Consider the following 20,443-nt stretch of genomic DNA (forward strand, 5'->3'; position numbering starts at 1 on the left):
CGCTCGGGTCCGGGCGACTGCTGCTCAGACGAGCAGCTGGTGCTTCGCCAGGTCCCGGTAGAGCGGCGTCGACTCGACGAGCTCGGAGTGCGTCCCGACCCCGACGACCCGGCCGTGTTCGAGCACGATGATGACGTCGGAGTCCACCACGGTCGACAGGCGGTGGGCGATCACGAGGAGCGTGCGGTCCTCGGCCACGGCGTCGATCGCCAGCCGCATCTTCTGCTCGTTCACCCCGTCGAGCGACGACGTCGACTCGTCGAGGAGCAGGATCGGGGGAGCCGCCAGGAGCGCCCGGGCGATCGCGAGCCGTTGACGCTCGCCGCCCGACAGCATCACGCCGTCCTCGCCCACCTGAGCGTCGAGACCGCGCGGGTCCCGGTGGAGCACGTCTCCGAGGTTGACGGCCTCGAGCACGCGGACGCAGTCGTCCTCGGAGGCGTCCGGTGACCCGAGCAGCAGGTTCGCGCGGATCGTGCCGGCCAGCACCGGGGCGTCCTGCTCGACGTACCCGATCTGCGCGCGGAGCTCGTCGCGGTCGAGCCCGCGGATGTCCACCCCGCCCAGGCGGATCACCCCGCCGGTCGGGTCGTAGAACCGCTCGATGAGGGCCAGGGTCGTCGACTTGCCCGCACCGGAGGGGCCCACGAGGGCGACCCGAGCGCCGCGGGGGACGCGGAAGGAGACGTCGTGCAGCACCACGTCGTCGACCGGGCCGTCGTCGTCCAGGCGATCCGCGCCTCCCGGCCGGTCCGTGGCCCCGTCGGGACCCGACGCCTGCGCGCTCTGGGCGTACCGGAACGACACGTGCTCGAACGCGATCGCGTCGTCGGTCTCGATCGCGGCCGCCACGCGGACCGCGCCGTCGTCCTGGTCCTCTGTCGGCAGGTGCAGGATCTCCTCGATCCGGCCGAGGGCGCCGAGCGCCTGCGCGACGGCCACCGCCGCACCCATCGCCTGGCCGAGCGGCATGATCATCATGAAGAGCAGCAGGATGAACGTGATGAGCGTCGCGATCGTGATGGTCCCGGCGGCCACCTGGGCGCCGCCGACGCCGAGGACCGCGATGAACGCGACCTGCATCACGATGCTGGCGACGGGCACCACGAAGGCGGACATCCGGGCGATGTCGAGGCCGCGCCGGTAGGCCTCCGTGGCGTGGCCGTCGACCTCGCGGACCTCGCGTTCGGTGGCGCCCGCGGCCCGGATGGTGCGGACGGCGCCGATGCCCCGTTCGACCGCGGCGGTGAGGTCGCCGACCTTCTCCTGCGCCTTCTTCGACGCGATGCGGATGCGTCGGCTGAGCCCGCCGACGACGACGATCGCGATGAGCACGATGACGACCGTGATGCTGAGGAGCAGGGGATCGATGATCGCCATCGCGATGATCGCCCCGATGAAGGTGAGCGCTCCGCCGATCGACTCGATGAGGCCCTGCGTCAGGACGGCTCGGAGGAGCGTGGTGTCGCTGCCGACGCGCGAGACGAGGTCGCCCGTGCGACGGGTGTCGAACTCCGAGATCGGCAGGTTGAGGATCCGGGCGATGAGCTTGCGCCGGGTGGAGAGCACGACGCCCTCGCCGGCACGCTGGAGGAGGAAGTGCTGCACGCCGTTCAGCAGGCCCGACACGATCACGAGGACGACCAGGGCCCAGACGAGCATCGACAGCGTGTGCCCGTGCTGCACGGCCGTGACCACCTGGTTCACGAGCAGCGGCTGCGCGAGCGAGGCACCGGCCCCGAGGACGCTGAGGACGATGATCACCGCCATCGCAGGCTTGTTCTCGAAGAGGTAGCTGAGGAGGCGGCCGAAGGAGGCGCGGGGACCGTCGGTCTTCTTGGGGCGGGCGAAGGGGGAGCTCATCGTGTTCCTAGTTTCTGCCGTACTTCTTGTGCACTGCCTGGCGGCTCACACCGAGGAGCGTCGCGATCTCCTGCCACGAGGCCCCGGCGTTCCGGGCACGGCGCGCTGCCAGTTCCTCGGTGCGGTCGAGGGCCCGGCGGAGTTCGCGCACCGACGCCAGCGCGGCGAAGGGGTCGTCGCCCGCCGCGTCCGAGGCGAGGGCGGTGATGGTCGGTCGGTCCACGGGCGTCACCGTACCGTCGCGGCGTGGCGGTGTCAACCTGGGTTGACGCCGGCGGGCCGGCGCGGTCCAGGTGCGACGTTGCGCGCGTCGATCACGAGGTGTCTCGTCGCTCCATACTCGCGCATTCGATGCGCGTGCATCGGGCGACGAGACACGCGTCGATCGACGCGCGACACGTCGGAACCCGCGCGTCCCGCGGCCCGGCGCCACGCGCCCACACGACGGACGGGAGGCGCGGTGCCAGCCGGCACCGCGCCTCCCGTCCGCCGCGGACGCGGGTGCGTTACGGGGCGAGGCTCCCCGACGTCCGCGCGTGCTCGTCGCCGACGCTCGCGTCGGCTGGCACGCCGAGCACGCGTGCCGCGTCGGCCTCGCCGAAGTCGGCGTGCTTGGTCTCCTTGACGAACAGCAGCGCGACGAGGGTCACCACGGCGGCGATGGTCAGGTAGAGCCCGACGAGGAAGATGTTCCCGTCGGCCTTCCACAGCGCGACCGCCACGGTGGGGGCGAGCGAGGCGCCGAGGATCGACGCGACGTTGTACGCCACCGCGGAGCCCGTGTAGCGCACGTTCGTCGGGAAGAGCTCCGGCAGCAGCGCGCCCATCGGGCCGAACGTGAGTCCCATCAGCGACAGTCCGACCACGAGGAAGGTCGCGACCGAGAGCGGGCCCTGCGACGCGGCGAACCAGATCTGGAACGTGAGTCCGAACAGCGCGATGCCGACGGTGGTCCAGATGAGGGTGGAGCGGCGGCCGAAGCGGTCGGCGAGCAGCCCGGCGATCGGGGTGAGGATGCCGAAGAACACGACGCCGATCATCAGCAGGGAGAGGAACTCGCCGCGGGGGTAGCCGAGGCCGACCTTCGGGACGAGCGGGCCGGCCGTGGCACCCGTCGTGCCGTACGTCAGCGTGAACGTCGTCATGAAGTAGAAGAGCACGTAGGTGGCCACCATGCCGAAGGTCCCGACGATGAGCGGCTTCCACGAGGTACGGAACACGCGCGCCAGCGGCACCTTCGCGACCGTGCCGGACTGCTGCACACCGCGGAACACGGTCGACTCGACGAGCTTCACCCGCACGTAGAGGCCGACGACGACGAGCACGGCGGAGAGCAGGAACGGGATGCGCCAGCCCCACGCCTGGAAGTCGGGGTTCGCCGTCCCGTCGGCCCCTGCGGGCATGGCGGCGTTGATCCCGATGAACAGGCCGTTGGCGAGCAGGAACCCGATCGGCGCGCCGAGCTGGGGGAGCGAACCGAACACGCCGCGCTTGCCCTTCGGCGCGTTCTCGGTCGCGAGGAGTGCCGCACCGGACCACTCGCCGCCGAGGCCGACGCCCTGGGCGAAGCGCATCACGGCGAGGAGCACGGGCGCCCACACGCCGATCGCGTCGAACGTCGGCAGGCACCCGATGAGGAACGTCGCCGTGCCCATCACGAGCAGCGACGCCACGAGGGTGGCCTTGCGGCCGATGCGGTCACCGAAGTGGCCGAAGATGATCGAGCCGACGGGCCGCGCGAAGAACGCGAGGGCGAACGTCACGAACGACGACAGCTGCGACGCGGTCGGGTCCTCGTTGGGGAAGAAGAGCGTCGGGAAGACGAGGACGGCCGCGGTCGCGTAGACGTAGAAGTCGTAGAACTCGATGGAGGTGCCGACGAGGCTGGCGATGACGACGCGGGAGCGCGGGTTGCCTGCGGCGGTCGGGGTGGTCGTGCTGGGTGCCGGTGCGGCTGACATGCGTGTGTGAGGACTCCGAGGGGAGCACCCGGGAGGGGTGCAGCGGTGTTCCGGACGGCGGACACCGGTCGGTTCGCGCAGGTGGCGCGTCGCCGATCGGGTGCGTTCGGTGGGTGGTGGACCGCTCGTGACGGGGCTCACAGCCTACGACAGATGTCGCTTTCCTGCGAATCCGCAGAGGACGGACGGCCGGGAGGCGCGGTGCACGTCGTCCGTGCACCGCGCCTCCCGGCGGGTGGCCGCGCTGGTGCGTTGGTGCGTTGGCTGCCGCGCTGTCGGCGGCGCTGGCGCGCTCGGGACTCAGCTGGCGGCGCCGGCCTCCAGGTGGGCGGGGAGCTGGTGGCCCATGCGGTCGCGCTTCGTGTCGAGGTAGCCGGCGTTCTGCGCGGAGATGCCGACGACGAGCGGGACGAGCGCTTCGATGGCGATGCCGTGCTCCTCGAGCTGGCGCCGCTTCTCCGGGTTGTTCGACAGGAGCCGCACGCTCGTGATGCCGAGGTCCGCGAGGATCCCGGCCGCGCCGCCGTACTCGCGGGAGTCGGCCGGCAAGCCCAGCGCGAGGTTCGCGTCGAGCGTGTCCAGCCCGTCCTCCTGCAGACGGTAGGCCTTGAGCTTGTTCGTCAGGCCGATACCGCGGCCCTCCTGCCCACGGAGGTAGACGACCACGCCGCCCTCCGCAGCGATGGTGTCGAGTGCGGCGTCGAGCTGCGGGCCGCACTCGCACTTCAGCGACCCGAAGGCCTCGCCGGTCAGGCACTCGGAGTGCACGCGGACGAGCGCGCCGTCGCCCGGGACCGACCCGTCCGGCAGCGTGCCGATGATCGCGACGTGCTCGGCGCCGGTGACGAGGTCGCGGTAGGCGCGCATCTCGAACGTGCCGTGGGTGGTCGGGACGTTCGTCGCGACCTCGAACTGGACCGGGCTCCCGGGGGTGGGGGAGGTGAGTGCGTCGGTCATGGTGTGCTCCGGTCGTTCTGGGGTGCCGCTCCAGGGTGCACGGCACGGTGTGGCCGCGCCCGGACGAGCAGGTCCGGGCCCAGGCTGGTGGTCGATGTCACGTCCAACCGCAGGCGGTCGGTCATGCTTCCCACGCCGAGGTCGTCGACCGCGACACGGGGTCCGCCGAGCAGCACGGGGGCGACGTAGACGAGGTACTCGTCGACGAGGCCGGCCGCGATGAGCGCGGAGGTCAGGGTGGGGCCGCCCTCGACGAACACGGAGTGCACCCCGTGGTCGCGCAGCGCCGCGAGGGAGGCGGCGAGGTCGTGCCCCGGCATGGTGACGAGTCCGCGCGGGTGTCGGTGCAGGGCAGCGCCCTCGGGGACCGGACGGTCGCCGAACACGACCGGGAGCGGCTGATCGGCGAGCAGCTCTCCGGCGTCACCACGCGCGGTCAGCGACGGGTCGTCCGCGAGCACCGTGCCGGTGCCGACGAGGATCGCGTCGTGCGCGGCGCGCTGTTCGTGCACGTGCTGCCGTGCGGCGGTGCCGGTGATCCACTGGCTCGTCCCGTCGGCTGCGGCGGCGCGGCCGTCGAGGCTCGACGCCCACTTCGCGGTGACCCACGGCCGACCGAGCCGGACCGAAAGGAGCCAGCGTTCGAGGAACGCCTCGGCCTCGTCGGCGAGGACCCCGGACACGACCTCGACGCCCGCGGCACGGAGTCGGTCGGCGCCGCCGTGGACGTGCACGCCCGGGTCGTCGATCGCGTACACGACCCGGCCGACACCCGCCTCGATCAGCGCGAGGGCGCAGGGGCCGGTGCGGCCGGTGTGGTTGCACGGCTCGAGGGTCACGACGGCGGTCGCGCCGCGGAGCAGTGCCGGGTCGACCTTGGTCATGGCGTCGACCTCGGCGTGCGGGGTGCCGGCGCCCTTGTGCCATCCCTCGGCGAGGACGTCGCCGGCGGGGGAGAGGATCACTGCGCCGACCCGGGCGTGGTCGCCCACGGCCGGACCGAGCGCGGCGAGCTCGAAGCCGCGGCGCATCGCGCGGATCTCGTCCGGGGTCGCGGTCGGGGAACTGGTCACGGATCGACACTACCGACCGGAAGTCGGTGACGTGTCATCTCAGGGGACGCTGTGGGCGAACGACGCTGAGGGCCATGACAGGTCCGACGCGGCCGTCCCGTCGGCCCGGCGTCGTGCGTGCCAGGCCGGGGTGGGCCCACCGTCCCGCCCGGGGTTCACCGCCGGGCCGTTGCCCGTGAACGAGAAGCCGGCGGCCCGGGCCACCGCCGCCGACGCGGTGTTGCCCTCGTAGCACTCCCATGCCACGTCCGGCGCGCCCTGCTCGAAGGCCCAGGCCACGACGAGCTCGAGCGCCTCGTGCGCCAGGCCGGCCCCGCGGGCGGACGGCGCGAGCCAGAACCCGACGTCGCGCCGTTCGGTCCGGTAGCCGATGACGCCTTCGAGCAGGGCGGACCCGCTCCGTCGGACGGCCCAGGTGTACTCCCGGTCGGAGGCCCAGCCCGGCCCGACGAGGGCGTCGACGAACGAGCGTGCGTGCTCGGCGCCGTACGGCTGCGGGACCGTGGTCCACCGGGCGACGTCGGGGTCCTGGCAGCCGGCGACGATCGCAGCCGTGTCCGCGCGGGTGGGCACGTCGAGGCGCACCCGTGCGGACTCGAGGACGACCGGGATCACGTCGCGCTCAGCCCCGGACGCGCGGCACGAAGCCGATGCGGTCGTACACCCGCGTGAGGGTCTCACGCGCGATCGACTCGGCACGGTCGGCTCCGACGGCCAGCAGGCGGTCGAGTTCGGCCGGGTCGTCGAGCAGCTCGAGGGTCCGCGCACGCACCGGTTCGAGTTCCGCGACCACGGCGTCGGCCACCTCGCCCTTCAGGTCGCCGTACCCCTTCCCCTGGAAGGACGCCTCGAGCTCGGCCACCGGGGTGCCCGTGAAGGCCGACAGGATCGTCAGCAGGTTCGTCACGCCGGGCTTGGCCTGCCGGTCGGCACGGATCTCGCGCTCGGTGTCGGTGACCGCCGACCGGATCTTCTTGGCCGCGCGCTTCGGGTCGTCGAGCAGCCGGATGAGGCCGCTGTCGGACGCCGCCGACTTGCTCATCTTGCTGGTCGGGTCCTGCAGGTCGTAGATGCGCGCGGTGTCGGTGAGGATCCGGGCCTCGGGCACGACGAACGTGTCGCCGAACCGCGAGTTGAAGCGACCGGCGAGGTCGCGCGTCAGCTCCACGTGCTGCCGCTGGTCGTCGCCGACGGGCACGACCTTCGTGTCGTACAGCAGGATGTCGGCGGCCATGAGCACCGGGTAGGTGAAGAGCCCCACCGACGCGGCCTCGGCACCCTGCTTCGCGGACTTGTCCTTGAACTGGGTCATCCGGCTCGCCTCGCCGAAGCCCGTCAGGGTGTTCAGCACCCAGGCGAGTTCGGCGTGCGCGGGCACGTGCGACTGCACGAAGAGCGTCGCCCTGGTCGGGTCGATGCCGGAGGCGATGTACTGCGCGGCCGTCGCCCGGGTGTTCGCGCGGAGCTCGGCCGGGTCCTGCGGCGTCGTGATGGCGTGCATGTCGACGACGCAGTAGATGGCGTCGTGGTCGTCGAGGAGGGTCCTCCACTGCATGAGCGCGCCGATGTAGTTGCCGAGGTGGAGCGATCCGGCCGACGGCTGGATGCCCGAGAAGATGCGGGTCTTGGTCATGCTGGTGTCCTGTAGCTGGTGTGTGCGGAGTCGGTCAGAGCTCGTAGTCGACGACCACGGGGGCGTGGTCGGACCATCGCTGGTCGTACGCGGCGGCGCGGTCGACCGTGTAGCTCGAGACCTTCTCGGCGAGTTCGGGGGTGGCGACGTGGTAGTCGATGCGCCAGCCGGTGTCGTTGTCGAACGCCTGGCCACGCCACGACCACCAGGTGTACGGACCGTCGACGTCACCGGCCTGGGCCCGCCCGACGTCGACCCACCCGAGGCCGGGACCCGTCGATCCGTCGGCACCCTCGACCGGTTCGCCCTCGGCACCGAAGAACCGCGAGAAGTACGCGCGCTCGCGGGGGAGGAACCCGGCCCGCTTGACGTTGCCCTTCCAGTTCTTGATGTCGCGCTGGTCGTGCCCGACGTTGAGGTCGCCGACGACGACCGCGAGCGGGTTGTGTGCACGGAGTCCCGGCAGCCGCTCGGTCATCGCGTCGAGGAACTTCCACTTCTCGTCCTGCTTCGGGGTGTCGGCCTCGCCCGAGTGGACGTACGTCGACACGACCGTGACCGTGGTGCCGCCGATCTCGTAGTCCGCTTCGAGCCAACGACCGGCGGAGTCGAACTCCTCCGCGCCGAGCGCCACCCGGTGGATCTGCGCGCGGTGCCGGCTCGCGATCGCGACGCCCGCGCGACCCTTCGCCGTGGCGGGGTCGTGCACGATGTCCCACTCGTCGCCGAGGAGCCCGGCGAGGTCGTCGCTCGACGCGCGGACCTCCTGCAGGGCGAGGACGTCGACGTCGCGCGTGGCGAGCCAGTCGCCCATGCCCTTCCGGAACGCGGCACGGATGCCGTTCACGTTGACGGATGCGAGGCGCAGGCGTGTCATGTCACCAGCCTACCGGCGGCCACGGACAGCCCCACCCGCCGTACGCTCACCGCATGACCGTCGTGATGACCGTCGCCGAGCTGCTCACCGCGTTCCGTCCCGTCGCCGAGCAGATGCTGCGCCCGGACGAGTTCCGGCGCGCGCGGTTCTGGGTGAGCCCGCACGGCGACTGGGAGCTCGACCACGACGACGACGAGATCATCGACGAGTCGATGAGCGTCGCGTGGAAGATCATGGGCAACCGGGGAGCGACCAGGGGCCTCGGTGTCGAGCTCCAGGAGCTGCCGGAGCTCCTGTACGGCCTGGCCGACGACCTGCAGGACTTCATCGCGGAGAGCAGCTTCGCGTGGGGAGAGCTGCGGCCGATCCCATCGATCCCGTCCGCTGCTCCGGAGCATCCGGTGACATGAGCGCGCCACGGTTCACCGGAGCCCGGCCGCAGACGACGGGCTGTGGCGCTGTGCCCAGGTTCCACGACTCGCCTCCCGCGGTTCACCGAGGTTCCGCCAGCTGACGGCTCCAGGCCCGGCGGTGCCGAAATTCTGGAACCTGGAGCGGGACCCGGCTGGGCGGGGCGGGGCGGAGCCGGGCGGGGCGGAGGACCGGTGTGACCGGGTGACGGACGGGAGGCACGGTGCCAGCTGGCACCGTGCCTCCCGTCCGTCTGGTGGTCGCGTCGCGGACGCGACGGGCGCGGTCAGGCCGCGTCGTGGTCCGTCTGCAGGAACTCGACGAGGTCGTCGGCGGTCTTCTCGGCGTCGTCGCCGGAGACGGTCAGCGTGACCTCGTCGCCGTTCTCGATGCCCAGGCCGAGGAGGGCGAGGATGCTGCCAGCGTTGCCGGACTTGTCGCCCTTCGCGATCGTGACCTGGTGGCCGGACGCCGTCACGGTCTGGACGAACAGGGACGCGGGGCGGGCGTGCAGGCCGGACGCGCTGGCGACGGTGACGGTGCGGGTGGCTTCGGACATCGAATGGACTCCTGTCGATGGGTGGTGGCGCTCATGGTAGCGAGCGCCGGGTGGGACGGTGCTGGTCGGACTCAGGACCGACCGGGCCAGAACACCTCGGTGCCGGCGGCCTCCACCTCGCGGACGAGGTCGGCGTTCACGGCGGGGTCGGTGATGATCGTGTCGATCGCGGCGAGGGGGGCGACGCGGCCGAACTCCTCGCGGCCGAACTTGGTGTGGTCGGCGAGCAGGATGCTCCGACGGGCCGACTTGATCATGGCGGACTTGACGGCGGCCTCGGCCATGTTGTGGGTGGTCAGGCCGCGCTCGGGCGTGATGCCGTTGATGCTGATGAAGGCGACGTCGACGCTGACCATCCCGATGAGCTGGTGGGTCCACGTCCCGACGCCGGCGAGCGAGTCGCTCCGGATGTTCCCGCCGAGCAGGTGGAGGTCGAGGCCCTGCCGGTTGGCGACCGCCATGGCGACCGGGAGCGAGTGCGTCACGACGGTCAGGCCGCGGTCGGTCGGGAGCATCTCGGCCAGGCAGATCGTCGAGGTCCCGGCGTCGATCATGATCGAGCCGTTCTCGGGCAGTTCCTCGAGCGCGGCCTGCGCGATGACCATCTTCTCGGCCTGGTTGATGCCGCCGCGGTCGCCGACCCCGGGGTGCAGGGTGATCCGCTCGACCGGGATCGCGCCGCCGTGGGCCCGACGGACGAGACCGCGCCGTTCGAGCGAGGTGAGGTCGCGGCGGATCGTCTCCGGGGTGACCTCGAGCAGCTCGGCGAGGTCCTTCACGTCGACCCGGCCCTGGGCGCGGGCCCGTTCCACGATGCGCTGGTGGCGCTCCGGTGCGTACATCCTCGGCCTCGGTCGGGTCGTGCTCGCGCGTCGGCGAGCGGGTGGGTCGGAACAGAACGGGCAGGCTCGGGCACTCCGGTGCCGCATCCGTCCGGTTCGGTTGGGTCAGCAGACGCAATCGGACATCTGTTTCTGCATTTTTATCCCCGGATGTGTTTGTTTGTCAACGCGGATCGATGTAGTGTGCTCCCAGTCGCGACGACGTGCACGGGTTGCACGACCGGGACGACGTGCACGAACCACCGCACGCACCGCACCACCACCGCACCACCGCACCGCACCGCCCATCGCGCGTGAGATGAAGGAGTCTCCAATGTCCGAACTGCTCGGCACCGGCGTCGGCCGTGGCGTCGCCCACGGCCCGGTCCTGCGGATGGCCGACCCGCTCGGCGAACCGTCGCGGGACGCGCTGACCGGTTCGGCGGACGATGCCAAGCAGGCCGTCGCGTCGGCGCTCGCCGCGGTGGCGGAGGACCTCAACAAGCGCGGGCAGCTCGCCGGCGGTGACGCCCAGGCCGTGCTCGAGGCGCAGGCGCTCATGGCGCAGGACCCGACGCTCCTCGACGACGTGCACGCCCGCATCGACGGCGGCACCAACGCCGAGCGCGCCGTCTTCGAGGCGTTCGGGCAGTTCCGCGACCTCCTCGTCCAGATGGGCGGCTACATGGGGGAGCGCGCGGCGGACCTCGACGACGTCGCCCAGCGCATCATCGCCAAGCTCCGCGGCGTGCCCGCGCCGGGCGTCCCCGAGTCGGACAGCCCGTTCGTGCTCGTCGCCCGTGACCTCGCGCCGGCCGACACCGCGCTCCTCGACCTCGACAAGGTGCAGGCGCTCGTCACGCGGGACGGTGGGCCGACCTCGCACACGGCGATCCTCGCCCGTGCGAAGGGCATCACCGCGATCGTCGGCGTGACCGGAGCGGACGCGCTGACCGACGGCACCGAGGTCGTCGTCGACGCCGCCGCCGGCACCGTCGTCACCGAGCCGTCCGCCGAACTCGTCGCCGAGGTCGAGCAGCGCATCGCCGACCGACTCGCCGCCGCCGAGGCCCCGCTCACCGCCGGTGCCCTGGCCGACGGGCACGCCGTGCCCCTGCTCGCGAACCTCGGCAGCCCCGCCGACGCCGCGGGCGCCGTCGCTCTCGGTGCGGAGGGCGTGGGGCTCTTCCGCACCGAGTTCCTCTTCCTCGACTCGCCGAAGGCCCCGACCGTGGCCGAGCAGCAGGAGTCATACCGGCGTCTGCTCGAGGCGTTCCCGGGGAAGAAGGTCGTCGTCCGCGCGCTCGACGCCGGTGCCGACAAGCCCCTGCCGTTCCTCACCGACAAGGACGAGGAGAACCCGGCCCTCGGCCGTCGCGGTCTCCGTGCCCTCCGGAACCACGAGGAGGTGCTGCGTGACCAGCTCACCGCCCTCGCGCAGGCCGACGCCGAGACCGAGGCCGACCTCTGGGTGATGGCGCCGATGGTCGCCGACGCGGAGGAGACCGAGTACTTCGTGACCCTCGCGCGCGAGCTCGGCATCCGCACCGCGGGCGTGATGGCCGAGGTGCCGTCGCTCGCGCTCATGGCCGAGCAGGTCTTCTCGTCCGCCGACTTCGTGTCGATCGGCACGAACGACCTGACCCAGTACACGATGGCCGCCGACCGCATGCTCGGGACCGTCGCGTCGTACCAGGACCCGTGGCACCCCGCCGTCCTCCGGCTCGTCGCACAGCTCGGCGCCGCCGGTGCGGACGCGGGCAAGGCCGTCGGCATCTGCGGCGAGGCCGCCGCGGACCCGCTCCTCGCCGTCGTCCTCGTCGGCCTGGGCGCCACCACCCTGTCCATGACCCCCGCGGCCCTCGCCGACGTGCGCGCCGAGCTCGGCAAGCACACCCTCGACGAGGCCCGCGAGATGGCGAAGGCGGCCCTCGCCGCGTCCACCGCAGCGGCTGCCAAGTCCGCCGCGGCGGCCGCGCACGCCGTCTAGCCCCAGCACCACACAGCACCCGTCCCTCCACCACGCAGCACCCATCACAGAAAGCCAGGCACATGACAACGTCGTCCGTTGCAGCGCCCGACGCTCCCGCGAAGTCGCGGGGCGGCGCACGCGTCGCCGTGCAGAAGTTCGGCACCTTCCTCTCCGGCATGGTCATGCCCAACATCGCGATCTTCATCGCGTGGGGCATCATCACCGCGTTCTTCATCGAGACCGGCTGGACCCCCGTCGGCATCCTCGGTGGGTTCGGTGAGACCGACGGCGTCGCCAACCCCGGTGTCGTCGGCCCGATCCTGACCTACCTCATCCCGCTCGCGATCGCGATCCAGGGCGGCCGGATGATCTACGAGACCCGCGGCGCGGTCGTCGGCTCGATCTTCGCGATGGGTGTCATCCTCGGCGCGAACGGCACCGTGATGATCCTCGGCGCGATGATCTGCGGCCCGCTCGGTGCGTACCTCATCAAGCAGGTCGACAAGATCTGGGACGGCAAGATCAAGCCCGGCTTCGAGATGCTCGTCAACAACTACGCGGCCGGCATCCTCGGCTTCGTGCTGGCGATGATCGGGTTCTTCTGGCTCGCCCCGATCTTCAAGGCGATCGCGAACGGCCTCGGCGCCGCGGTCGAGTTCCTCATCAACCACTCCCTCCTGCCGCTCGCCAGCGTCATCATCGAGCCGGCCAAGGTGTTCTTCCTCAACAACGCCATCAACCACGGCGTGCTCGACCAGCTCGGCGCGGCGCAGGTGAAGGAGTCCGGCAAGAGCATCCTGTTCCTGCTCGAGGCGAACCCCGGCCCCGGCCTCGGCATCCTGCTCGCCTTCACCTTCTTCGGTGTCGGGATCGCCCGCTCGACCGCGCCCGGCGCGATCATCATCCAGTTCCTCGGCGGCATCCACGAGATCTACTTCCCGTACGTGCTGCAGAAGCCGGTCCTGTTCATCGCCGTCATCCTCGGTGGTGCCACGGGCGTCGCGACCAACGTGGCGTTCCACTCCGGCCTCGTCGCCCCGGCGTCCCCGGGGTCGATCTTCGCCGTGATCGGCTCGACGGCGAAGGACAGCTTCGTCGGCGTCATCCTCTCGGTCGTCCTCTCCGCAGCGGTCTCATTCGCGGTCGCGTCGTTCTTCCTCATCGCCACCCGCAAGCGCGACCTGGCGAACGGCGGCGGCGACATGAGCGCCGCGATGGCGAAGCTCCAGGCCAACAAGGGCCGTGACGTCAACGCCGCGACCTCGGGCCTGCTCGGCAACAACAGCCCGGCGAACGAGGAGGAGGCCGAGGCCTCGCTCGGCGGCGTCGGGTCGGCGACCACCGCGACCGCCACGCGCGTCGAGAACGTCGTCTTCGCCTGCGACGCGGGCATGGGCTCGAGTGCGATGGGCGCGAGCGTCCTCCGCAACAAGGTCAAGAAGGCCGGCATCGAGGGCGTCACGGTCGTGAACAAGGCGATCGCGAACCTCGACGGCACCGAGGACCTGATCATCACCCAGGAGGAACTCACCGACCGCGCACGGCAGAAGAACCCGGGGGCGCAGCACGTGTCCGTCGGCAACTTCATGAACGCGCCGCAGTACGACCAGGTCGTCGAGCAACTCAAGAACCAGTAACCAAGTGCAGTATCGGAGGGGACGGGCCACGGCTCGTCCCCTCCACACGTCCACGACGCCACGTCACGAAGCAAGGAGAACCCCGATGCCCGTCCTGCAGGAGAGCCAGATCCGGATCCACACCGAGGACACCGCACCGACGAAGTCGGAGGCGATGAAGGAGGCCGCCGAGATCCTCGAGGCTGCGGGCGCGGTCACCGCGGACTACTACCCGGCGATGCTCGAGCGTGAGAAGAGCGTCTCGACCTACATGGGCAACTTCCTCGCGATCCCGCACGGCACCAACGACGCGAAGGACGCCATCAAGGCTTCCGCCCTGTCGTTCATCCGCTACGCCACGCCGATCGACTGGGACGGCAACCCCGTGCGCTTCGTCGTCGGCATCGCCGGAGTCAACAACGAGCACCTCGACATCCTCTCGAAGATCGCGATCGTGTTCTCCGACGAGGACGAGGTCCAGAAGCTGACCGACGCCCCGGACACCGCGGCGATCCTGTCGATCCTCGGCGAGGTCAACGAGTGAGCGACCGCACCGCCGTCCACTTCGGCGCCGGCAACATCGGCCGCGGCTTCGTCGGGCTGCTCCTGCACGAAGCCGGGTACGAGGTCGTCTTCGCCGACGTCGCCGCGCCGCTGATCGACGCCCTCGCCGCCGCCGACTCGTACACCGTGCACGAGGTCGGCGCCGGTGCGCAGGACCACGAGGTCACCGCCTTCCGCGCGGTGAACAGCGCGCAGGACGAGGCCGGGGTCGTCGACGAGGTCGCCGCCGCCGACGTCGTGACGTGTGCCGTCGGGCCCACCGTGCTCAAGTTCATCGCGCCGGTCATCGCCGACGGGCTCCGGAAGCGCGACGCCGGTGCCGCCCCGCTCGCCGTGATGGCCTGCGAGAACGCCATCAACGCGACCGACCGCCTGCGCGAGTTCGTCGTCGAGGCGATCCCGGCCGAGGAGCGCGACGAGGTGCTCGCCAAGGCCGTCTTCGCGAACACGGCGGTCGACCGCATCGTCCCCGCACAGCCGGACGGTGCGGGGCTCGACGTCACGGTGGAGACCTACTACGAGTGGGCGATCGACCGCACACCGTTCGGCGGGAACGAGCCGGAGATCCCCGGCGCCCACTACGTCGACGGGCTCGCGGCCTCGATCGAGCGGAAGCTCTTCACCGTGAACACGGGGCACGCCACCGTCGCGTACCACGGCTACGTCGCCGGGGCGGACAAGATCGCTGACGCGATCGCCATCCCGGCCGTGCGCTCCGAGCTCGAGTCGGTGCTCGCCGAGACGAGCGACCTGCTCGTCCGCCGCCACGAGCTCGACCCCGAGGTGCACCGGGCCTACGTCGAAGCGATCATCGCCCGGTTCGAGAACCCGCACCTGCCGGACACCGTGACCCGGGTGGGACGGCAGCCGCTCCGCAAGCTCTCGCGGGACGAGCGCTTCGTGTCGCCGGCCGCCGCCCTCGCCGAGGACGGCACCGAACCGACCGCGCTCCTCGACGCGATGGGCGCGGCGCTCCGGTTCGACGTCGCTGACGACGAGCAGAGCGTCGAGCTGCAGCAGCTGCTGCGCTCGGACCGGTCCGACGCGGACGTCGCGACGGAGATCACCGGGCTCGACGAGCAGCACCCGTTGCACGCCGCCTTCGCGGAGCGGGTGCGCGCAGCGCGCGCCTGACGCGACCACCTGACTGACGGGAGGCACGGTGCCGGCTGGCACCGTGCCTCCCGTCCGTCGTGTGGTCGGCGGCGGCGTCGCCTCACCAGCCGAGTGCGCTGAGGAGCTCGTCCGTCGCGGTGGCGGTGGCGCGGGCGAGGTCAGCGACCACGATGCGGCCGGGACGGGCCAGCGCGCGGTCGGCGCGGAGCACGACCATCCCGGCCACGCCGGTGTCGCGTACCGGCCCCGTGTCGACCGTGGCCGGCTTTGCCGCACGGTCCACGAGCACCGCGACGGACCGGCCGAGCAGTGTGGGATCGGTGCCGTGCGCGATCGATGCGAGCGCCGTCTGCACGTCCGCGATCCCGTCGACCGTGGCGCGACCCACCACGACGACGCAGTTCTCGGGCGTCGCGGCCAGCGCAGCCGCCGGTCCGACGTGCGCCCCCATGTCGTGCACGGTCACCCGTGAGGTCGCGGGTTCGAGGACGGGCAGACGAGCGGCGAGCTCACCGCCGGAGTGGTCGGTCGCCTGCACGACCACGCCGAGCCGCCCACCGATGGCGTCCGTCAGCAACGCCGCGACCGTCGTCGTCCCGGTGCCGCCCGCCGTCCCGGAGACCAGTACGGTCCGGGCACGGTGCAGCGCGGCACGACGCGGACCGGGCATCGGGGGGAGCGGCGCCGAGGTCGGGGGCAGACCGGTCACGAGCCGTCCTCCACCAGCACCTGTGCGCCGAGCGTCGCCGCGAACGACCGGGCGATCGCGATGCCGACCTCACCGGCAGGCCCCCACGGCGCCCATGCCTCGGTCCACCACACCGGGCCGTCGACGGCGGCCCAGGGTGCCAGTCGCGCGGACTCCGCGGTGTTCTCGACGTACTCGGGCACCTGGACGCTGAGCACCGCGTTGCCACGGCGGTCGACGACCTCGGTCACGGCGCCGCCTTCGAGCGTGCGGACGCGGAGGTCCGGGGCGATGCCCGCACCCGCGTCGACGAAGTCCGCGAGGCCGGGCGCCCGCGCGGACAGGATCAGCACCTCACGGGGCATCGACGGCTCCCTCCGGGTCGAGGACGGTGGTCGGGTCGACGGCGGTGGCCGGGTCGAGGACGGTGGTCTGTCCCGCAGCGTCGGCTCGGACGGGCCGCGTCGTCGGGGCGGCGGCGAAGTGCGCCACCTGCACGATGCGGGCGGCCGTCCCGCGGCGGACGAGCCGTCCGCGTCCTGGTGGGAACATCGGCTGACGTGGTGGACGGCTGGCGGGTCGACCCCGCAGGGGTCGAACGCGTCCTCACCGCCGTCGCGACGAAGGCGACAGCGGTGACCGACGCGCTCGGAGGAACTGCCGACGGCAGCAAGCCTGGGGTGGCCGCGACCGTGCAGTCTGCGGCGACCGCGGCGCAGTCGCAGGTGATCGGCGAGGCGCTCGCGGAGTTCTTCGAGCACCAGCAACCGACCCTGACCGGCATCCAGAACCGCATCCAGGCCTCGCTGCTCGGCGCTGCCGGGGCGACCCGTGCGATCGACCACGGCGATGCTGAGATGGCGTCGAAGACGCAGGCCGCCGCCGTCGTGGCGGCCGGCAACGGGAACTTCTCCGCGTTCGACGGCGCACCGGGGAACTGACGACGGGGGAAACGGAGCGATGAGCGGACTCGTCAAGGTCGGGGAGATCCCGTACACCGACGTCGACCTCACCGGCATCACCTCCGGGGCGCGGGAGCTCCGGACGGTCGCGAGCGCGGTGCGGGACGGCACCGCCGACGTCGTGACGGCGTGGCAACCGATCTCGGGGGTGTACTCCGGGCCGGCGGACGAGCAGCTGTACGCCGTGATGACGCCCATCGGGCCGCACGGCACCTCGTTCGGGGACAACCTGGACACCGCGGCGAAGGCGCTGGACGACTTCGTGACCGAGGTCACGCCGATCATCGCGAAGCTCAAGTCGTACGTCACGCGTGGCAACCAGCTGCACCGGGACGTCGCGGCCTTCACACCGAAGCAGACGACGACCCAGTACGGCAACGCGGCGACCACCGAGTCCTGGGACCAGGACGAGACGCTCAACGACGAGAACAACGCGATCATCAACGGCGTCGCCGCCCAGGTCGTCGCGTACCAGGCGGCGGAACGGACCTGCGCGAACACCATCCGCGGGCTGTCCGGCCTGCCGCCGCTGCATTCGATCAGCGCCGACGGCAAGGACGACGGGCTCGGGTACGGCTACGACGCGCTGCCCGCCGGGACGAAGCTGCCGTGGGGGGCGGCGTCGGACCGGAAGGAGTCCTGCTCCGAGAAGACCGTCGACTTCCTGCCGAACATGGTCAAGGGCGTTCTCGTCGACGGCGTCTGGGGCACCCTGAAGGGGCTCGGCACGCTCGTCGGTCTCGACGGAACAGGCTTCCACTGGGACACCGCCGCAGCTTCGTGGAGCGGCATCCTCGCGCTGACCGGCCTCGACACGAAGACCGGGCGGAAGGATCCCGAGCTCCAGCAGAAGGCGTGGACCGAGCTCCTCAAGGCGACCGTCGGCTGGGACGAGTGGGGCAAGGACCCCGGTCGCGCGTTCGGACAGGCGCTGTGGGGGATCGGTTCGATCGTCATCCCGGTCGCGGGTGAGGCGGGCAAGGTCGGCGCGGCCGGCAAGGTCGGCGAGGTCGCCGGGGTCGTCGGCAAGGCGGGCAAGGTGCTCGACCTGGTCGATGCCGGTGCGTGGGCGTCGAAGGGACTGACGGCGGTGCTCCCGAAGCTCGGGGACCTCAAGAACATCATCTCGGCCGGACTCGGTGACGCGCTGCACGGCTTCTCGGGCAAGATCGCCGACTTCAAGACCGGGCTCGGGGACTTCCTGCACGGACACCACGGTGGCGACGTCGACGTCCCGCCGGTGCGGTCCGAGGCGGGGGTCGACGCGAACGCGAATGCGCACGCCGGTGGTTCGACGGTCGAGGCGCCGCCGGTGCGGGAGCCGGAGCTCGTCGGGGCCGGAGGGCACGGGGAGAGCACGACGACGACGCACGGCGGTGGTTCGGAGTCGGGGTCGACCGGTGGGGCCGGGCACAGCGGCTCGGGCCACGGTGCCGACGCGGATCACGGGGTCGGCGGACGCGACGGTGCGGATGACGCAACGGGAACCAGGAGCGAGCCGGACGGCGGGGACAAACAAGGAGATCCCACCGGGGGCCAGTCCTCTGACGCGACCGGGGACCGGCCTCTGAGCGACGGCGCAGCTCCACCCGCCTACTCACACGTCTCGGTCGATTCCGCTGGGAACGACGTTGGTCACCTCGTTGCGGACAGTGGGCTCTCACCGTCCCAACTGCACGACTACCTCCAGTCGCAATGGCCCCGTGATGGAGCGTTGGCGCGGCAGTTCGAATCCACAGGAGTGTGGCCGCACGATGTGCAGATCCCGAAGGGACCGGAGGTCCTCACGGCTGACGGGAAGATCAACTGGGACGGCGTCGACAACGAGGGCTTCGCGTCTCGACCCGACGGGACGGTCGATCGGACGCCCTACGACCCGCCCGTCGGATCCGTTCTCGACCGGTACGGTCCGCCCGACGGACGCTTCACCTCGCCGGTTCCGGAAAGCGGGCCGTACCCGTACGACGAGCGAGGACTGCCCTACCTCGAAGACCCGCACCAATACCACCGATACGAGGTCGTGCGCGATGTAGGCGATCTCCGCGGCGCCTACGATGCTCTGGACGGCGAATACAAGGACCTTGTCGACGCCTTGCTCAAGAACCGCGGCAAGTCACCAGCGGACCTCGCTTCACTCGGGACCTTCCGTGGCGACATCGCCGCGGTCGACCGCTTTGGATCACCTGGCGGTGGCGTGCAGGTCCAACTCCCACTGCCGGTCGAGATACTCAAGGTCCTCGGCGTGCTCCGAGAACTGCCCTGAACGACGGGACGTACTAATGGATGACATCGACGCGACGCGTGAGCTCGCCCTGGCCGAAGCCGCCGGCGTGCCGTTCTGCTGGATGCAGCGACCGTCGAACGACGTGAACACGCCGTGTATCTATGAGATCGAGGACGGATGGCGCGTCTCGACGACGGACGAGCGGGCGTCGGAGGAATCTGTCAGCGACTACTCCGATCGCGCGGCTGCGGTGCAAGACTTCGTAAGCCGTGTTCAGGGTGCCGTCCGGTACAAGGAGCTCCGCAAGAAGCTCCTCGGGCACTAACGCGAAACGGGTTCGCTCAATGCCCTTCCCGTCGTGGTCGCGGACAACGCAGGTGGAGGTCGTTCGAGGAGCGGGCGTTGCCTCCGTCGAACCTCAGCGCTCAGTACTCGACGTTCGACTTCGATGCCGCTGCCTTCGAGGGTAAAGGGTTGAAGATCGAGGTCAGCGAGATCGCGCCGGCGTTCGGCCATCCGGGTGGCGGCCTGCAGGTGCGCCACTTCGAGCCCTGTGTCCCGCCCAAGTTCATCTCCGTCACGGATTTGAGAGATATGGGAATTCTTTCGTGAGTCGGCGTACCTCCCGTGAGTTCCAACACCGGGAACTCCTCGAAAACGTTCTGCTGCGAGCGGGAAACGACTTGGTGGTCGTCGAGCCACAGAAGATCGAATACGGCGACTTGGAAACCCTGCAACGGTTCGCACTGACCGGAGACTCGGTGATCGAATGGCGCGGGAGTCGGGGGACGGGCGCTGAGACAGGCACGCGGTTCGAGTCGGCGGCGGATGCGGAAACCTGGATCATCACGAAGGCGTGCGGATTCTTTCGGGATGCCAGAGGTCTGCGCAGAGCGCACTGGCTTCATGATCGTGAGCAAGAGCTTCCTCAGGGCTTCACGCTCTGCGCGGACGGCGACGGGGTTGTTCTCAGCTGGGTTTTGTCGGGCACAGAACACAAGGCCCGCTTCGGTGGCGCGCTGCCGAGGATGTCCGCGGTGCAGTTCTCGACCGTGGCGCAGGTGCCGATCGACCGGATCGAGGCGTGTGCCGTGCAGCCTGACTCTCGAGCCGCGTTCGCGGCTGAGGCCTCCGAACGCTAGCGAT

At 70.9% G+C, this 20,443-nt stretch carries 22 protein-coding genes and 1 pseudogene; 10 read left to right on the forward strand and 13 right to left on the reverse strand.

All coding sequences use genetic code 11. The annotated features are described in order from the left end of the window. Nucleotides 1-24 precede the first annotated feature (24 nt). The 8 genes and pseudogenes from Csp2054_RS03260 to Csp2054_RS03295 all read right to left on the reverse strand — a co-directional run bounded on the left by Csp2054_RS03260 (nt 25) and on the right by Csp2054_RS03295 (nt 8,364). A complete protein-coding gene (locus tag Csp2054_RS03260) occupies nt 25-1,863 on the reverse strand; it encodes an ABC transporter ATP-binding protein (protein WP_096897857.1) in 1,839 nt (612 codons plus the stop codon). A 7-nt stretch (nt 1,864-1,870) separates the two neighbouring features. Then, nucleotides 1,871-2,086: a hypothetical protein gene (locus Csp2054_RS03265; protein WP_096897858.1), complete on the reverse strand. Its 216-nt coding sequence runs from the start codon at nt 2,084-2,086 to the stop codon at nt 1,871-1,873. A gap of 283 nt (nt 2,087-2,369) precedes the next feature. After that, nucleotides 2,370-3,824, reverse strand: a complete 1,455-nt coding sequence (locus Csp2054_RS03270) for an MFS transporter (protein ID WP_096897859.1) — start codon at nt 3,822-3,824, stop codon at nt 2,370-2,372. A gap of 300 nt (nt 3,825-4,124) precedes the next feature. Further along, nucleotides 4,125-4,754, reverse strand: a pseudogene (ribA, locus tag Csp2054_RS03275) (GTP cyclohydrolase II); the annotation flags it as partial. 23 nt (nt 4,755-4,777) lie between these two features. Further along, nucleotides 4,778-5,812 (reverse strand): bifunctional diaminohydroxyphosphoribosylaminopyrimidine deaminase/5-amino-6-(5-phosphoribosylamino)uracil reductase RibD, encoded by a 1,035-nt coding sequence (gene ribD, locus Csp2054_RS03280; RefSeq protein ID WP_096898021.1) that lies wholly within the window; start codon nt 5,810-5,812, stop codon nt 4,778-4,780. Nucleotides 5,813-5,893: 81 nt separating this feature from the next. Continuing rightward, nucleotides 5,894-6,469: a GNAT family N-acetyltransferase gene (locus tag Csp2054_RS03285; protein WP_176491528.1), complete on the reverse strand. Its 576-nt coding sequence runs from the start codon at nt 6,467-6,469 to the stop codon at nt 5,894-5,896. 7 nt (nt 6,470-6,476) lie between these two features. Further along, nucleotides 6,477-7,487, reverse strand: a complete 1,011-nt coding sequence (gene trpS / locus Csp2054_RS03290; protein WP_096897862.1) for a tryptophan--tRNA ligase — start codon at nt 7,485-7,487, stop codon at nt 6,477-6,479. A 34-nt stretch (nt 7,488-7,521) separates the two neighbouring features. Beyond that, entirely contained in the window at nt 7,522-8,364 is an 843-nt protein-coding gene (locus tag Csp2054_RS03295; protein WP_096897863.1) for an exodeoxyribonuclease III, read from the reverse strand. A 53-nt stretch (nt 8,365-8,417) separates the two neighbouring features. On the opposite strand from Csp2054_RS03295, the gene Csp2054_RS03300 reads away from it, so the two are divergent. After that, entirely contained in the window at nt 8,418-8,774 is a 357-nt protein-coding gene (locus Csp2054_RS03300) for a hypothetical protein (protein ID WP_096897864.1), read from the forward strand. Nucleotides 8,775-9,061: 287 nt separating this feature from the next. Here Csp2054_RS03300 and Csp2054_RS03305 read toward each other — a convergent pair whose 3' ends face one another. After that, complete coding sequence (locus tag Csp2054_RS03305) at nt 9,062-9,334, reverse strand: HPr family phosphocarrier protein (protein WP_022904964.1); 273 nt, start codon at nt 9,332-9,334, stop codon at nt 9,062-9,064. 71 nt (nt 9,335-9,405) lie between these two features. Next, a complete protein-coding gene (locus Csp2054_RS03310; RefSeq protein ID WP_096897865.1) occupies nt 9,406-10,176 on the reverse strand; it encodes a DeoR/GlpR family DNA-binding transcription regulator in 771 nt (256 codons plus the stop codon). Between the two features lie 313 nt (nt 10,177-10,489). On the opposite strand from Csp2054_RS03310, the gene ptsP reads away from it, so the two are divergent. The 4 genes from ptsP (at nt 10,490) to Csp2054_RS03330 (ending at nt 15,441) form a co-directional block, all read left to right on the forward strand. Further along, complete coding sequence (ptsP, locus tag Csp2054_RS03315; RefSeq protein WP_096897866.1) at nt 10,490-12,145, forward strand: phosphoenolpyruvate--protein phosphotransferase; 1,656 nt, start codon at nt 10,490-10,492, stop codon at nt 12,143-12,145. Between the two features lie 62 nt (nt 12,146-12,207). Continuing rightward, nucleotides 12,208-13,764 (forward strand): PTS mannitol transporter subunit IICB, encoded by a 1,557-nt coding sequence (locus tag Csp2054_RS03320; protein ID WP_096897867.1) that lies wholly within the window; start codon nt 12,208-12,210, stop codon nt 13,762-13,764. An 85-nt stretch (nt 13,765-13,849) separates the two neighbouring features. Further along, a complete protein-coding gene (locus Csp2054_RS03325; protein ID WP_096897868.1) occupies nt 13,850-14,287 on the forward strand; it encodes a PTS sugar transporter subunit IIA in 438 nt (145 codons plus the stop codon). Continuing rightward, nucleotides 14,284-15,441 (forward strand): mannitol-1-phosphate 5-dehydrogenase, encoded by a 1,158-nt coding sequence (locus Csp2054_RS03330; RefSeq protein ID WP_096897869.1) that lies wholly within the window; start codon nt 14,284-14,286, stop codon nt 15,439-15,441. The genes Csp2054_RS03325 and Csp2054_RS03330 overlap by 4 nt, the downstream gene beginning before the upstream one ends. 82 nt (nt 15,442-15,523) lie before the next feature. Here the strand turns inward: Csp2054_RS03330 and Csp2054_RS03335 are convergent, their stop codons facing one another. From Csp2054_RS03335 to Csp2054_RS03345, 3 genes are read right to left on the reverse strand one after another with little or no spacing between them, the layout of a single operon-like run. Beyond that, nucleotides 15,524-16,132, reverse strand: a complete 609-nt coding sequence (locus Csp2054_RS03335; RefSeq protein ID WP_096897870.1) for a hypothetical protein — start codon at nt 16,130-16,132, stop codon at nt 15,524-15,526. After that, complete coding sequence (locus tag Csp2054_RS03340; RefSeq protein WP_096897871.1) at nt 16,129-16,476, reverse strand: hypothetical protein; 348 nt, start codon at nt 16,474-16,476, stop codon at nt 16,129-16,131. The genes Csp2054_RS03335 and Csp2054_RS03340 overlap by 4 nt, the downstream gene beginning before the upstream one ends. Continuing rightward, on the reverse strand, nt 16,466-16,663 hold the full coding sequence (locus Csp2054_RS03345; protein ID WP_096897872.1) for a hypothetical protein: 198 nt from the start codon (nt 16,661-16,663) through the stop codon (nt 16,466-16,468). Before Csp2054_RS03345 ends, Csp2054_RS03340 begins: the two co-directional genes overlap by 11 nt. 11 nt (nt 16,664-16,674) lie before the next feature. On the opposite strand from Csp2054_RS03345, the gene Csp2054_RS03350 reads away from it, so the two are divergent. The 5 genes from Csp2054_RS03350 (at nt 16,675) to Csp2054_RS03365 (ending at nt 20,439) form a co-directional block, all read left to right on the forward strand. Next, nucleotides 16,675-17,052: a DUF6507 family protein gene (locus Csp2054_RS03350; RefSeq protein WP_176491529.1), complete on the forward strand. Its 378-nt coding sequence runs from the start codon at nt 16,675-16,677 to the stop codon at nt 17,050-17,052. Between the two features lie 19 nt (nt 17,053-17,071). Then, nucleotides 17,072-19,336, forward strand: a complete 2,265-nt coding sequence (locus Csp2054_RS03355; protein WP_176491530.1) for a TNT domain-containing protein — start codon at nt 17,072-17,074, stop codon at nt 19,334-19,336. A gap of 16 nt (nt 19,337-19,352) precedes the next feature. Continuing rightward, nucleotides 19,353-19,622: a hypothetical protein gene (locus Csp2054_RS17975; RefSeq protein WP_176491531.1), complete on the forward strand. Its 270-nt coding sequence runs from the start codon at nt 19,353-19,355 to the stop codon at nt 19,620-19,622. After that, nucleotides 19,514-19,909, forward strand: coding sequence for a TNT domain-containing protein (locus tag Csp2054_RS18445; RefSeq protein ID WP_255252602.1), 396 nt, complete (start codon nt 19,514-19,516; stop codon nt 19,907-19,909). Before Csp2054_RS17975 ends, Csp2054_RS18445 begins: the two co-directional genes overlap by 109 nt. A 71-nt stretch (nt 19,910-19,980) precedes the next feature. Continuing rightward, on the forward strand, nt 19,981-20,439 hold the full coding sequence (locus tag Csp2054_RS03365; RefSeq protein ID WP_141399101.1) for a hypothetical protein: 459 nt from the start codon (nt 19,981-19,983) through the stop codon (nt 20,437-20,439). Nucleotides 20,440-20,443: the final 4 nt, after the last annotated feature.

The sequence above is a fragment of the Curtobacterium sp. 'Ferrero' genome, assembly GCF_002412165.1.
In the GTDB taxonomy this organism is placed as follows: Bacteria; Actinomycetota; Actinomycetes; order Actinomycetales; family Microbacteriaceae; genus Curtobacterium.